Source organism: Collinsella sp. CLA-JM-H32B (genome assembly GCF_040098065.1).
GTDB lineage: Bacteria > Actinomycetota > Coriobacteriia > Coriobacteriales > Coriobacteriaceae > Collinsella.
Genome location: NZ_JBBNNA010000004.1, coordinates 63,698 through 78,094, shown reverse-complemented (window position 1 = coordinate 78,094; position 14,397 = coordinate 63,698). Strand labels below are relative to the sequence as shown.

At 58.1% G+C, this 14,397-nt stretch carries 11 protein-coding genes and 1 riboswitch; of the genes, 4 read left to right on the top strand and 7 right to left on the bottom strand.

Translation table 11 applies throughout. The features are described 5' to 3' along the window. Positions 1–147: 147 nt before the first annotated feature. A complete protein-coding gene (locus AAA138_RS04130; RefSeq protein ID WP_271760146.1) occupies positions 148–1,653 on the top strand; it encodes a DNA repair protein in 1,506 nt (501 codons plus the stop codon). Further along, positions 1,646–2,071, top strand: a complete 426-nt coding sequence (locus AAA138_RS04125; protein ID WP_271760144.1) for a hypothetical protein — start codon at positions 1,646–1,648, stop codon at positions 2,069–2,071. The genes AAA138_RS04130 and AAA138_RS04125 overlap by 8 nt, the downstream gene beginning before the upstream one ends. A 26-nt stretch (positions 2,072–2,097) precedes the next feature. Here AAA138_RS04125 and AAA138_RS04120 read toward each other — a convergent pair whose 3' ends face one another. Then, entirely contained in the window at positions 2,098–2,481 is a 384-nt protein-coding gene (locus AAA138_RS04120; protein WP_271760142.1) for a cation transporter, read from the bottom strand. A gap of 175 nt (positions 2,482–2,656) precedes the next feature. Here AAA138_RS04120 and AAA138_RS04115 point away from each other — a divergent pair, with 175 nt between their 5' ends. Together AAA138_RS04115 and AAA138_RS04110 are read left to right on the top strand one after the other, a co-directional pair. Next, positions 2,657–3,361, top strand: a complete 705-nt coding sequence (locus AAA138_RS04115) for a DUF3793 family protein (RefSeq protein ID WP_271760140.1) — start codon at positions 2,657–2,659, stop codon at positions 3,359–3,361. 46 nt (positions 3,362–3,407) lie between these two features. Further along, a complete protein-coding gene (locus tag AAA138_RS04110; RefSeq protein WP_271760138.1) occupies positions 3,408–3,827 on the top strand; it encodes a flavodoxin in 420 nt (139 codons plus the stop codon). A 139-nt stretch (positions 3,828–3,966) separates the two neighbouring features. On the opposite strand, the gene AAA138_RS04105 is transcribed toward AAA138_RS04110, so the two are convergent. The 6 genes from AAA138_RS04105 to AAA138_RS04080 all read right to left on the bottom strand — a co-directional run bounded on the left by AAA138_RS04105 (position 3,967) and on the right by AAA138_RS04080 (position 14,326). Continuing rightward, positions 3,967–8,496 carry a prenyltransferase/squalene oxidase repeat-containing protein gene (locus tag AAA138_RS04105; RefSeq protein WP_349089668.1) on the bottom strand — a complete coding sequence of 1,510 codons (4,530 nt, stop codon included), beginning with the start codon at positions 8,494–8,496 and terminating at the stop codon, positions 3,967–3,969. A 192-nt stretch (positions 8,497–8,688) separates the two neighbouring features. Next, a riboswitch (cobalamin riboswitch) is annotated at positions 8,689–8,816 on the bottom strand. 199 nt (positions 8,817–9,015) lie between these two features. Beyond that, complete coding sequence (locus AAA138_RS04100) at positions 9,016–9,768, bottom strand: amino acid ABC transporter ATP-binding protein (RefSeq protein WP_022094423.1); 753 nt, start codon at positions 9,766–9,768, stop codon at positions 9,016–9,018. A 12-nt stretch (positions 9,769–9,780) separates the two neighbouring features. Beyond that, entirely contained in the window at positions 9,781–11,142 is a 1,362-nt protein-coding gene (locus AAA138_RS04095; RefSeq protein ID WP_271760134.1) for an ABC transporter permease subunit, read from the bottom strand. A gap of 117 nt (positions 11,143–11,259) precedes the next feature. Then, complete coding sequence (locus AAA138_RS04090) at positions 11,260–12,120, bottom strand: ABC transporter substrate-binding protein (RefSeq protein WP_250787613.1); 861 nt, start codon at positions 12,118–12,120, stop codon at positions 11,260–11,262. 147 nt (positions 12,121–12,267) lie between these two features. Further along, positions 12,268–13,134, bottom strand: a complete 867-nt coding sequence (locus AAA138_RS04085; RefSeq protein ID WP_250787612.1) for a deoxyribonuclease IV — start codon at positions 13,132–13,134, stop codon at positions 12,268–12,270. 172 nt (positions 13,135–13,306) lie between these two features. Further along, positions 13,307–14,326, bottom strand: a complete 1,020-nt coding sequence (locus AAA138_RS04080; protein ID WP_349089665.1) for a Gfo/Idh/MocA family oxidoreductase — start codon at positions 14,324–14,326, stop codon at positions 13,307–13,309. Positions 14,327–14,397 lie beyond the last annotated feature (71 nt).

Sequence of the window (14,397 nt, the reverse complement as noted above, 5' to 3'; positions counted from 1 at the left end):
GTTTCACGCTCTTTAGAGCTGCGTTAAAAACCGATCCAACCGCACGACCATACCCACCAAAAAGGGACAGGTTTTGACGATGTCCGCGCAAGCGGGTATTATCGAACATGTATTCGATAAGAACATGTGTTTGATGGAAGGGCACGGATGGCGCACGAGCAGCACACCTACATCTGCATCGACCTTAAAACGTTCTACGCCAGCGTCGAGTGCGTCGACCGCGGGCTCAACCCGCTCACCACCAACCTGGTCGTTGCCGACGAATCGCGCGGACGAACGACCATCTGTCTCGCCATCACACAGGCCATGAAAGACCTCGGGATACACAACCGCTGCCGTTTATTCGAGATTCCCGATAGCATCGACTACATTAAGGCCGTACCGCGCATGCAGCACTACATGGAGGTGTCGGCGCAAATCTACGGCATCTATCTGGAATACGTGAGCCCACAGGACGTGCACGTCTACTCCATCGACGAATGCTTTATCGACGTGACGCCCTATCTGGACCTCTACCATACTGACGCTGAAGGCTTCGCCTGCATGCTGCGTGACGAGGTCCTGGGGCGCACCGGCATCACGGCAACGGTCGGCATCGGCCCCAACCTATTCCAGGCCAAGGTTGCACTCGATATCACCGCCAAGCACGTGCCCAGTCGCATCGGCAAACTCGACGACGAGACCTTTCGCAAGGAGATCTGGCCCCATCGCCCCATCACCGACATCTGGGGCATCGGGCCCGGCGTGGCAGCGCGACTCGAAAAATACGGCGTCTACGATTTGATGGGCGTCGCGGCGCTCGACGAAAACCTGCTCTACGACGAGCTCGGCGTCAATGCCGAGTATCTTATCGACCACGCCTTTGGGCGCGAGCCGACAACTATCGCCGATATCCAAGCTTATCGCCCGCAAGCGACCTCGACCACCACAGGGCAGGTGCTCTCGAAGGGTTATGCCTACGAGCAGGCCTACACCGTGTTGCGCGAGATGGTCGACAACGCTGTGCTGGACTTAGTCGATAAGCACGTGGTGTGCGACAGCATCTCGCTCTTTGTAGGCTACGCGAGCGAGCGCGCCGACATACGCCGCCTCGACGCCAGCGGCACAGCGCAATATGTGGACGGATGCGGACACCTACGCTCGAGCACGTCGAGCATCGAACCCGCCGTAACTGTTGGACCCGAGCTCGCACCCCGTGCGCCCAAGCCCGTCCAACGCGATGACGAACGACGGCGCTTGGTGCGTGAGGCGCAGGCAATCGATGGCATCTTTGTGGGAGAGCATGGCGGCAAACCGCGCGGTGGCTATGCCGCGCTCTTCGCGCACTCCAACGCTTCGCGAAAGCTGCCCGAGCGAACCAATTCGTTTAAGAAGATCATGGGCTATTTCGATGAGCTCTGGGCGCAGACCGTCGATCCCAAACGACCGGTCAAACGCATCAACCTGGGATTTGGCAACCTCATGCCCGAGGAATTTGCCACCATCGATCTATTTAGCGATATCGAGGCGGATGAGCGCGAGCGCGACCTGGCGCGCGCCGTCCTGGCCGTGAAAGGCAAGTACGGCAAAAACGCCCTGGTCAAAGGATTGAGCTTTACCGCCGGCGCCACCGCGCGCGAACGCAACGACCAAGTTGGAGGACACCGTGCCTAAGTCCCAACAACAGCCGATGCGGCCACCGACACCTTTTGAACGCCTAGCGGACCCCGAGGGAAGACGTCGCTCCGCCGACCCAAAGCTCACCGCCAACGGCGCCGTCCGCGCCGGCCGCGCCGCGCAGTTTATGCCCTTTGCCGCCCTCACGGGATACTACGAGCTCGTGCGCAAGCAAGAAATTACCGTCGAACCAAAATGCGAACTCACGGAAGAAAAAGCCCTCGAGCTTTCAAAAAAGCTCGAGGGCCTCAAACGCGGCGACTTGGTGCGTGTCACCTATTACGATACATACGGCTATCGTAGCCGCACCGGCATTCTCGACGAAGTGCTTCCCGCCTTCAAGTTCCTCAAGCTCAAGGACATCGCCATCGACTTCGACGATATCCAAGACATCGAACTGCGCGGACGAGCCTAGACAAGGAAATGCATCCAAGGCGACGCTTACAGCGTCATGACGTAGTAACCCGCGTCCTTCACGGCGGCCACGAGAGCACCGCGATCGATCGGCTGCTTAGAGCGCACGCGTGCCGTGTGGTCCGCATACGTCACCGTTGCCCACACGCCATCCAGCGCATTCAGGGCATTGGCTACGTTCTGAGCGCAGCCGTCACAGCTCATGCCGCCGATGAGCAGCTCCTCGCTATAGGGATAATGAGACAGATCGGTATCAGCGACCACGACCTTCTTGGACTTCTTTCCGCTCGCGCCGTCACTGCAGCAGCTCTTTCCGCGAGTCGAAGCGGCGATGCGACGCAACCCAAAAAACAAACCGACGGCAATTACGGCCAGCACGATGAGATTCGCAGGGTTGAGCAAGTCACTCATGCGTTCCCCTTTCAAGTAGCCCTATCTAGATACCCCCATAGGGTGTCCCCATCTTAACCCAAAATCATGTCCGTTCGGTCAATTAGTTTCCCTCTTCAAACTTTTTTGTTGACCATGGCTTACTTTCGTGTATAAGTTTTCCTAGGCTAACAGTTGAGGACTCGAAAGGGGCAACGTGACTCGAACCATTGACATCCCAACATATCAAACGGCTGTCGTGCGCAACTGCTCCCCTACGCTCGCAGGTATCAAGCCAGCTTCGCTCTTTACCTATCCCGGCGTTTACGCCAACCAAAACGGAAAACTCGGCATCGCTCAAATCGAAGAGCGACGCTCTCGCCTGCTCGCCGTCATAGCCCAATGCAACCGCGAGCTCCAGCCGCTCGGGATCCATATGAGAGTTTTGGTCTGGCGCCCCTGCGGAGCGCTCATCTATGTGTACCGCCCTGCGGACCTTATGCGATATCTCTCCGACCCCCGCGCCGCGACGGCGCTTGTCGCCGAAGGCTACGATGTCCACAACCTGCCCGCATCCCTGGTGCATCTCGCCGCGCGCATCACGCTGGCAAGCAGCAATGCCGCAGAAAGCGCCTATGACGGCAGTGTCAGCGCACTCGCGCGAAATAGGCACTGCGATACGGGGTGTATGTGCGAGTTCCCCCACGAAATTGGCTATTTTTTGGGCTATCCCTACGAAGATGTCCATCAGTTTATCGTCCAGCACGGCGAAAACTATAAGGTCATTGGCGCCTGGAAGGTATACACGAACGTCGAACAGGCGCTCACGACCTTTGACTCCTATCGCGCATGCACGCAATACCTTACCTATATCTATCAACAGGGCTGCACCCTGGGACAACTTGTCCAGGCAACCCGATAGAGCATACAAAACGCGGCCGCACGCCGCACAACCGAAAGGAAAACATATGAGCAAGATCGCAGTCGTCTACTGGAGCGGTACAGGCAACACCGAGGCCATGGCAAACCTCGTTGCCGAAGGTGCAACCGATGCCGGCGCCGAGGCAGAAGTCATCTCCTGCGCCGATTTCTCCGCAGACAAGGCCGCCAGCTATGACGCCATTGCCTTCGGCTGCCCCGCCATGGGTTCCGAGGAGCTTGAGTATGACGAGTTCCAGCCTATGTGGGACGAGGTCAAGGAGTCCCTCGGCGACAAGAAGGTCGTCCTCTTTGGCTCCTACTCGTGGGCCGAGGGCGAGTGGATGGACAACTGGAAGGCCGATGCCGACGAGGCGGGCGTCAACGTCGTCGATTCCGTCATTTGCTACGATGCGCCCGATGATGAGGGCGAGGCGGCCTGCAAGGCCCTGGGAGCGGAGCTGGCATAAACCACCCATTGACACGACAGATGCAGCGCAAACGGGCTCCGGGTCGTCTTAACCCGGAGCCCGTTCATCTATAAAGCCACGACACGAACGGCACAACTCACCCGCGTATCAAACGACGGACGTTACAGGCATCGAGTCGCTATGCGCTCTTACGGGAGCGCACAAACCACGCACCAATAGCCGCAAGGCACACGATACCGACAACAACACCGGTAACAGCGACCGGGTTAACGCCGCCTCGCCCATCCAAAGCACCCTTGCGTGATGCGGCAGCAGCGGACGTCGTTTTCGAACCGGAAGACTCGTCGGAGCCGGACTTCTTATCGGACTCGCCCTTGTTGGCATCCACATTCTGCGAAGCAACAACTTCCTGCATTCCAGAACCGCCCTGCTTATCGCCGGAGCCATCGCCCCTCTGCGAACCGGTCGGCATGACCGCGGGCGTCGAATTCTTCGTCGGGACCGTAGGAACGGGTACCTCGGGCGTCACGGGTTTTATCGAGCCGCCCGGTTCGACGACACCGGCTTTTACGCCACCGATCTTGGACCAGCTCACACCGGACCCTGCGGACTTATAGGCCGAAAGGGATCGTAAGGCCTGTACAGTCGCAAGCGCGTTGGCATTGCCGGGCTTACCGTCGGATTCCATGGTATGGGCGTAGCCCTTGCCGTCGGCGACCTCGTAGGCGCAGATTGCAGTAATCAGGCTATTCGCACCCGTTGCAAAACCGTTCTTGGTATTTACGGGATCCTTGCCAAGAGCCACAAGAGCGAGCAGCACCTGGGCATTCGACTCAACGGACCCAAAGTCGCAAAGGCCGTTCATCTGACCCCTAAGGAAGCCGAGCGCATTGTCGACAGCAGATGCAACAGAAGGTTGGCCATTCGAGGCCAGGGCAACGGCGCACGCGTCATTATCGACATAGGGCGCAAGCGCCTGAAGTGCCATAGCGGTCATATCGACGTTGCTCGCACCGCCCGCATCGATGGTGAAACCGCCGTCGGGATTCTGGAACGAAAGCAGCGCGCAAACAAGCTGAGCACGTGTCCAAGAAGAGCCGGACGCACGCAGCACCTCATTCGAAATACCCGCCTCGTCAAGGGCGATCAGTGCATAGACCACGTTGTTCGCCGAAGCCACAAGATCTTCGTGAGAGCAAATGTCGGCAATGAGATCCACGCCATCGAAAGAGGTAATATCCTCGCCAAGCGCGGTTAGCGCAAGCGCAACTCGCTCGCAATCAGTCACCTTGGCGGTGTTGCCCGACCACTCGGCCTTATGAACGGTAAGGGACTTCTTGTAATTCGCGATCAGTGCGTCGTCAATCTTGCGCCCCGACGTTGCGAAGGCGTAAATCTCCCATTCTTGACCATAGGTGTACGCATCGATCGTACGGTTGGCGTCAAAGTACTTGGCAGCGGAAAGGGTACCTTCGTCGGCCTTTGCCTCGTTATCCGGTGAGGCAACGATTCCGTCAACCGTAATCTCAAAGGAGATGGCCTGGGCACCGGCAGTCTGATCGATCGGCGTACCGGTCACCGTATAGGTACCGGCCTTGTTCGCCGTCAGGACATAGGCGCCGCTCGCCACAAACAAGCCGTCGTCAGGAGCACCGTCAACGTGCTTCCAATCACCAAGAGCGCGTCGGTCGATACTCACGGCATCCGAGGCATCCCGACCTTCCTCGGTCGTCACACTCCATTTCATACCGGGCTCGGAAACGCTCCAGCCCTCGACATCGTTCTCACCCGTATAACCCAGGTTGAGTTCGACGGTCTTACCGGCCTTAACGGACGCGGGGACATTCGTGATTGTCACCGATTTCAGTGGGTTCCGGTAAGCGTAGATAACTTCTCGCTTACCCGAGGAGATGACGCTGCCGTCCTGGTTTTCGACCGTCGCCTCAAACGTTGTCTTACCGGCCTTATACGGCGTAAAGCCAATCTCGCCACTCGTAGTGTACTCGGCAACCGCAGAATCACTCGAGGTGACCGTGTAGCAAGCGCGATCACTCGCGTTTTCGGGTCCCACAACCGGCGCAGCCTTATCGGTCAGGAAGGCGCCTTTGGCAAGCGGATTGCGACCGTGCAGATAGACAGTCTCGCCGTCCTCGTTATAGCCAAGCGAGACGCTCGTCGCTGGCACATAGCTCGACGTGACCGTCACGCTCTTGGAGGCGATATCGAGATTTGCGCGTGAAGATACCCGAATCGTGGCCTCGCCCGGCTTCTTAAAATAAAAGCAGGCGGATCCGGGATTGGAGTAAAGTACGTTCGCAGGCGTGCCGACAAAGCGAAAACGCGCATAGGAAACAGGAGTGTACTCGCCCTCGGCGGCATCGGTGTAATGAACACGGACTTCAAGATTCTTGACCTCGGAACCCGCAACCGCAATAGTGCCGCCCGTCACGTTTGCGCCGTTATACCAAATCTGAAAATCATCGATCGGTTTGGACACTGCCTTGACCACAACGGTCGCGACGTTCTCGGTAGTGCCGTCGTCCTTGTGGAGTGTGGCGGTTACCGTACCTACGGCGTCGTTATACACGTGCAGCAGGCCCGTTTCCTCGTTAACGGCGATATCACCCCTGTTGGCATCTGGGGTACCCCAGGTCACCTTGGCATCCTTGGGCAGGCCATCGAGCTCAAGCGTGCCCGAAACGCAGGCGGCACCGTTCTCGCCCACCACAACGTCGTCGGGAGACGGGCAGAGCACACCATCGGCAGCAGTTACGGTCTTGCCGGTACGGGCAGACGTGAACTTCACCTCGTACTTATTGCTTGCAGTAGGGCTCTCAGAAGACTCGTGGTCTAGATTCTCACCGAAGTGCGGAAAGCCATCAGACCCCATACCCCACACGCTACCGTTTTCACCACGATTGACGTTGAGATTTTCGACAAAGGTCGCCGTCTTCATGTCATCGGTATCGACAGCATAGGAGTTGACGAGCGCGTCCGAGGGAAAGACGACCTTATTGGTAAGGCCCTCCTGCCAGTACGCATTGATGAGCTGTCCGGAGTCGTAGCTCGCAAAGAGCACGCCGCCGGTCGAAGCGGCGGTGGACATGCAATTGGAGATCACGCCGCCCTGGAGCGTACGGCCAAAGCCAGCAACGCCCTTACCCGTAACGGACGTGGAGCAATTAATGACAGAGCCCTTTACCTGATTGCCAAGCGGACCAAACGACTTGCCGTCCATGGCCTGTTTGAGCTCACCGGCAAAAGAGACATTCTGGATGACGCCGGTGGAGCCAACGCTCGCAAACAGAGACTTAACGCCTCCCCCGTTGTCGAAGGTAATAGTGTGGCCCTGCCCGTCAAACGTGCAATTGAGCTCGCCTGTGGGTCCGAAGAACCATTCGTCATCAATCACAATGTCGTTATCGAGCACATAGTAGTTGCTCGCATCCTTGACGTTCATATACATGAAGTCATCCTGCGACGAGATATGCTTGACGCTCTCCGGCTGGGCGACGGGAGCCGTCGGCTTCTTTTTCTCAAGCGCATCCGAGGCGTCATCGAGCTTTTTGACCGCCGCATTTACATCGGACTGAGATGCATCGTCGTTATCGTTGACGATTTTGGCGTCAGCAAGAGCAGCGGCAAAGGCGGACCAGGAATCCGTTGTGTAGTCTGACTCATTGAGCGCCTCGGCGGCCGTGATAGCCGCGACGAGCGCGTCCTTATTGACAACGACGGGGGCAGAGCCGCTCACAAGCAAGGGCAGGCCACCATTGGACACCCAGGAAAAGCCAGTCGACGGCGTATCGGTATTGAGCACGTCGAGTGATTTAGCAGAAGAGAGGTCGGCGGCTTTAGCCGCGTTTCCCTTGTTAAAGCCGCTAGGGTTGTTTATCTCGGCAGGCGAAAAACCTACGGTATATAGGCAGTTCAACAGTGATCCGGCCTGAGCCTCACCGACCAGGCCACCGTTCATCTCAACGCCTGAGCCGGCAAAATAGGAATTGACGATCTTTCCGGACGTCATACCGCCGACCAGGCCACCGGCACAGCCCATCCAGCCGATAAGGTTCACACTCGCCGTGGACCAGCACATCTGGATGGTGCCAGAAAGTGTCATGGCAATGGAGCCCACATTGTCGGTGCTCGAGACCGAGCCCGTCACGCCCAGGTTCTGAATCGAGCCGGCCACATTATTCGCAACGGCCTTGCCGTTAATGGTGACCGTGTGGCCCTGGCCATCCAGGGTGCCGTCAACGGTCTCGATCTGCTGATCAGTGCCCATCGAAATATTCGCGCCGAGCTTGACGGTCGCACCCGCCTCAATGGTCTCAGGCATATCGGCCGCATCGTTGACGACCACCGTCTCGCCCGAGTGCACTACCTTAGCGAAAGAACCTGCTTCTTCGACCTGTGCAGCCGGTACCGTTTCCTCGGACGCAATAGATTGCACGGCAACACCGGAGCTTTCCTGCTCCTGCGTGCTGCCGCCATCTGCCATGCCGGTTTCAGCGTCGGCGGAAGGCTCATCTTCATTAGGCCTGCCCTGCCCATCATCGCCCGCCGCGGTGACCTGATCGGCCGCCGCGGCTACGCCCGTGCTCACCTCCTCGGCAAACGCGGTCATTCCCGTGCTCGAACTGGCAAAGATAAACGCCATGAGCACGACGAGGAATTTCCTCGTACCTGTTCGGATGTTGTTGAGCATCCTTTCCCCCTTGGTCTGGAAGATCACTACCCCAATAAGAATCGAGGCCGACCATGTAAAGGGAAACGGGACACAGCGAAACGCCCGCACCTGACAGCATGCGGCAATGCCCCCGCATCGCATACGGGATGCTTGGAGCAAATATGATGTCATCTTCTGCTCACCGGAATCCAGCGGCTCCCAAAAGACCCTCGACACGAGAAGACCATGGGCAAGTAATCTGACTCGCGGGACAGCCCCGCACACAGTAACCGCCTTGCCTGGGATTCCCACCCAGTTCCCTTTTATGCGCCAAGCGCACCCATGGTCCGGCTTCTTTTCAAACAGCATGTAATTGTATGGAAGACCAGACAACGAGCGTCCGCCGATATCACGCACACATAATTCACCGAAAATGTGGTTGAAAGTCCGCCAGGGCAACGACGAGACCTTTATCCGAAATGCAAAACGGGGCCGCAGCATCATTGCTACGACCCCGCCCGCTCAAGCAAACTCTCATTCCGAGACACTGCTGATCAGCTATGAGATATTGCCCAAAAACGCCTTGGTGCGTTCGCTCTTGGGATGGTCGAAGACCTCGCTCGGCGTGCCCTCCTCCACGATAACGCCGCCGTCCATAAAGACAACGCGGTCGGCGACGTCGCGGGCAAAGCCCATCTCGTGCGTCACGACGATCATGGTCATGCCGTCGCGTGCCAGGTCGCGCATGACACCCAGAACGTCGCGGACGAGCTCGGGGTCGAGCGCCGACGTAGCCTCGTCAAAGAGCATGACGTGAGGGTTCATCGACAGGGCACGGGCGATGGCCACGCGCTGCTGCTGACCGCCCGAAAGCTGGCTCGGCATAAAGTCGATACGCTCGGCAAGACCGACCTTGGTCAGCTCCTCGACGGCAATCTTTTCGGCCTCTTCCTTGCTGCGCTTGAGCACCTTTTGCTGCGCGAGCATGACGTTCTTTTTGACTGACAGGTGCGGGAACAAATTGAACTGCTGAAACACCATGCCCAAGTGCGTACGTACCTTATTGAGGTCGACGCCCTTGGCGCACACATCCACGCCCTCGACGACAATCGAACCACTCGTGGGCTCCTCAAGACGGTTAATGCAGCGAAGCATCGTCGACTTGCCCGAGCCCGAGGGGCCCAAGACCACAACGACCTCACCCTTGTGCACATCCAGATCGATGTCGCGCAGGACCACGTTATCGCCAAATGCCTTCTGGAGATTCTTGATGCTGACGACGACCTCGTTCGAGTTATTGGTTTCGCTCATGATAGAACCTCCTTACAGACCGGCGATATGATCGGCGGGCGTCGCGACAACCTGTCCGGCGCTCTTGGTGGGACGCTTCTTCTTAGTTTCGGCCGTCCCCAGAAGCCTCGCCTCAAGACCGCTCACCAAGCGCGCAAGCGGCAGGGTAATGACCAGATAGAACAGGGCGGCAACCACATACGGCGTGATGGAGCCCGTCGTGGCCACGATGGTGCGAGCGTTCATGACGATCTCAACCACGCCCACGGCGGCGAGCAGCGACGTATCCTTGTAGAGCAGGATGAACTCGCTGGTCAGCGTGGGCAGGACATTGCGGAACGTCTGCGGAATCATGACGTAGAGCAGCGTCTGGAAGGCGTTCATGCCTAGCGAGCGCGCGGCCTCGTTCTGGCCCTTGGGGATTGACTGAATACCGGCGCGGAAGATCTCGCACAGGTAGGCGGACGAGTTCATGGCCATGACGATAACGCCCAGCACATAGTCGTCAACCTTGACGCCGGCCAGCGGCAGGCCAAAGAACGCGATGTAGATCTGCAGGAACGCCGGCGTACCGCGGATGATATTCACATAGATGCCGGCAAGGCAACGCAGGATGCGCGACTTGGAGATGCGCATGAGCGACAGCGCAAAGCCAAAGGGAATGGCCAGCGGAAACGCCACGAGCACGATCGAGAGCGACATAAGGAAGCCCTTAAAGACGATCGGCAGGCTCTGGACCAAAATGACCGGGTTCAGGAACAGGCGAAGGAACATGTTGGAATTCCATGCCTCGACCCACGGCTGCTCCTTAAGGTCGGCCAGGAAGTTATCGAATGCCGTCACGCCCTTGATCTCCACCGATGGAATCTTGGAGATCTTCTTGGTCGAACCATCGGCGAGCGTATAGGTACCGCTAAAGGCCTCGTCGCCGCCCTCGACGGGGAAGGTCACGCCGTAGACCTCGACACGGAAATAGCCGCCAGCGGGCGCCGTCTCGCCAAAATCGATCTTGAGCGTCTGGCCGTCGACCTTGCACGTAGGCTTCATGGGCGTACGGTCCATAAGGTCATCGCCCGAGAGCATCGTCAGACGTGTGTCGTCCGCACCAAAGGTCGTGCCATCGGCAAACGTCAGCGAAAGACCACTCAGTTCCTCGTCGGCATCGGCCTGGACCTCCCAGGTAATGCGCGTCTCGGTGCCGCCGACCACAGCGCTGCCCGAACCGGTGTTGGGTCGGGCGGTAATCTTTGCGGTCTCAAGCGCCTGGGCGGTCGTGGGCGCATATGCCCCCACGCACACCAGCGCGAGCGCCACGGCCATGGCGCAGGCTAGCTTTTGGAGCAAGGCGGGCAGTGGAAAACGCTGCTCCGCAGCCCCTTCGTTCAATCGAGACAAGGTGGCTCCTATCGTAGAAGTTGCCGGCAAAACGAGACGGAAGCACTCTCCGTCAAGAGAAGCGCAAAGGCCCTCTCCGCAAAACGGAAAGGGCCTACACGCAATCAAGTAGCTATTTTACTTGATGTTGTACTTAGCCATGAGGGCGTCGACGGTACCGTCGTCGGTCAGGTCCTTGATGGCCTGGTTGATGTCGTCCTTGAGCTTGGTGTTGCCCTGGTTGATGGCGATGGCGTACTCCTCGCCGGTGCTGATCTGCTTGATGGTCTGGCAGGTGTTGAACTGCTCGGCGGTCAGCTGGCTGGCAACGGAGCGGTTGGTGACTACGGCGTCGCCCTTATCGGACTGCAGGGCGCTGAAGCACTCGGTAGCGTCCTTGTAGGGGACGATCTTGGCCTTGGGGAAGTTCTCCTGGGCAAAGGACTCGGCGGTCGAGCCAGACTGAACGATGATGGTAGCGTCGGCGTTGTTGAGCTTCTCGCTGTAGTTGTCGGCCGTGATGTCGGTGTTATCGACCTTGGTCACGATAGCCTGATCGTCCATGTAGTAGGAATCGGAGAAAGTGACTTCCTTCTCACGCTCGGGCGTGTCGGTGATAGCCGCGATGGAGACGTCGTACTTAGCGCCCGAAGCGACACCGGGTACGAGTGTGTCGAAGTCATTGTTGACGTACTCGACATCCAGGCCCAGCTTGTCGCCGATAGCCTTGATGAGCTCAAGGTCAAAGCCCTGATAATCGCCGTTGTCATCCTTGTACTCAAACGGAGCGTACTCGGCAGAGGTGCCGACGGTCAGCGTACCGTCCTTGACGAGCGCGTACTCCTTGGAGCCGTCGACCTTCTCGACCTTAGCGTCGTCAGAGCTGCTGGAACCGGCATCAGAACCAGAGGTGGCGTTGGACGAGCCGCAGCCCGTCAGTGCAAGGGCGATCGCCATGGCGCCCGTGGCGGCAAATGCGCCAAGCTTCTTCAGCTTCATAATCAGTCTCCTTCCGGTGACCCCGTTTGATTCAGAGGTCTGCAAAAACTGTTGGATATTATGCACCCGTAAATGCGAAACTGCAATTAGAAAACTGATTGAAACAAACCCATAACGTGAATGGAACACTCCACTTTGTGACAGTCATTACTGCTGCAATGACCTTAATAGCGTAATTTCCGCTGCATAACCTGCAAGTTCGTTAGGCGTCTCCAAAATGAATGGAAGCGCACGCAAGCGGCTATTCAATACAATATTCTGCATAACCTGCATACCGCCGCCAAACTCTTCACTACCCAGATAGCCCTTACCGATGCATTCGTGGCGGTCCTTATGGGCGCCGCAGGGATTCTTGGAGTCATTGATGTGCACGGCGCGCAGGCGCTCGATACCCACCACACGATCGAACTCGTCAAGCACACCGTCAAGATCGCAGACGATGTCATAGCCGGCGTCATTCACATGGCAGGTGTCCAGACACACGCCCAGCTTGGCCGACAGCTCGGGGCGCTTGTCGGCAACGCCCTCGATGATGAGCGCCAGCTCCTCAAAGCTGCGGCCCACCTCGGTGCCCTTGCCGGCCATGGTCTCGAGCAACACCGTCGTCTGCTGGCCCTCAAACATCACCTGGCACAGGGTGTCGACGATCATCTGAATGCCGGCATCAGTCCCCTGCCCCACATGTGCGCCGGGGTGAAAGTTGTAGTAGTTGCCGGGCAGTGCTTCCAGACGCTGCAAGTCTTCGGCCATTGCCTCCAAGGCAAACTCACGCGCCCGCTCTTTGGCAGAACAGGGGTTGTAGGTATAGGGGGCATGCGCCACGAGTGGGCCGAAGTCGTTTTGCTCCATAAGCTCGCGCAGGGCCGCCACGTCATCCATGTCAAGGTCTTTCGCCTTGCCACCACGCGGGTTGCGCGTAAAGAATGCAAAGGTATTGGCGCCAATGGATAGCGCCGTCTCCCCCATTGCCCGATAGCCCTTCGTCGTGGATAGGTGACACCCGATCGTCAGCATCCCCAGCTCCCCCTCATCAGTTGCGGTGAAATAGTTCCTGTTTGGCCCCTATTCTGCCGCAAACAGGAACTATTCCACCGCAACTTATAAAAGGGGCATCAGAGATGCGGGCCACCAAGCACTGCGGCTACGGGCGCCAGCCTCATGATTCCCTACGCGTCAGCGCCAAGTCCTAGAGGGCTAGACGGATTGCATCGATAATGTGCGCGCAGCGCTGTGTGGCGGCAAGGGACATGACGGGACTCTCGAGTTTCCCCGCCCGGATGAGCTGGGTCGCATGCTGGATTTCGCCGTAGAAATCATCGACCTCAAACGGGGCATTAATTTCGAGCATTCGTCCGTCGGAGTATTTCACATGGGCGAGCTCGGGGCGATGGAGACGCTCGATTTCCAACGAGCCCCGCTCACAGGCAATCGTTAAGCGGCTTTCATATGCTGCCTTGCCATCGCACACCATATGAATGGGTATACCGCCGACGCTCATATGGATCTCATCGGCCCAATCGACGCGGCCGCCTGACACGTCACGCCAGCGAACTTCACGGGACGAAACCTCGCACGCGCCCGCGAGCAAATCCTCAAACCAACCGACCGCATAGCAGCCCATGTCATATAGACAGCCGCCCTGCAACGGATCAAGCAGATAGCCCGAAGGAGGCTCGCCGTAATCGAGCTTTTGCACGCTTTCAATCGAGACAATACGGCCAAGCTCACCCGACGCAAGCAAGTCCTTCACGCGAGTGCGCATCGGGCAAAACCGATTCTTCATCGCCTCCATAAACAGCACACCGCGCTCGCGAGAGGTGGAGGCAATCGAGAGAGCCTCTTCTTCATTCAAAACGGCCGGCTTTTCGCACAGCACGGCCTTTCCCGCGCGCAGTGCCCGACAGACCCAATGCGCATGCATGCCATGTGGAAGAGCCAAGTAGATTGCGTCGACATCGGGGTCGGCAATCAACGCATCATAAGCTGCATCGCCGTTATCGTCAGCCGTGGCATAACTGTGCGCGGCATCAATCGAAAACGCCCTGCAAAACTCCTCAACATGCGAAGGAGTGCGACCGGCGGCAGCCACAAGCCGTGCCCCGTCCACCTCCTTGAGCGACGATGCAAATCGATGCGAAATGCGCCCAGCGCCCAAAACGCCCCAACGAACCTCACGCAAATCATCACATGAATCCCGATGGCCCACGACAGCCCCCTTCAGTTGCGGTGGAATAGTTCCTGTTTAAGCCCTATTTTGCCGCAAACAGGAACTATTCC

Excerpts from the sequence above, each read along its gene's own strand:
- AAA138_RS04085 (WP_250787612.1), bottom strand. The coding sequence starts at position 13,134 with ATGCTGACGATCGGGTGTCACCTATCCACGACGAAGGGCTATCGGGCA.
- AAA138_RS04100 (WP_022094423.1), bottom strand. The coding sequence starts at position 9,768 with ATGAGCGAAACCAATAACTCGAACGAGGTCGTCGTCAGCATCAAGAAT.
- AAA138_RS04090 (WP_250787613.1), bottom strand. The coding sequence starts at position 12,120 with ATGAAGCTGAAGAAGCTTGGCGCATTTGCCGCCACGGGCGCCATGGCG.
- AAA138_RS04105 (WP_349089668.1), bottom strand. The coding sequence starts at position 8,496 with ATGCTCAACAACATCCGAACAGGTACGAGGAAATTCCTCGTCGTGCTC.
- AAA138_RS04110 (WP_271760138.1), top strand. The coding sequence starts at position 3,408 with ATGAGCAAGATCGCAGTCGTCTACTGGAGCGGTACAGGCAACACCGAG.
- AAA138_RS04130 (WP_271760146.1), top strand. The coding sequence starts at position 148 with ATGGCGCACGAGCAGCACACCTACATCTGCATCGACCTTAAAACGTTC.
- AAA138_RS04120 (WP_271760142.1), bottom strand. The coding sequence starts at position 2,481 with ATGAGTGACTTGCTCAACCCTGCGAATCTCATCGTGCTGGCCGTAATT.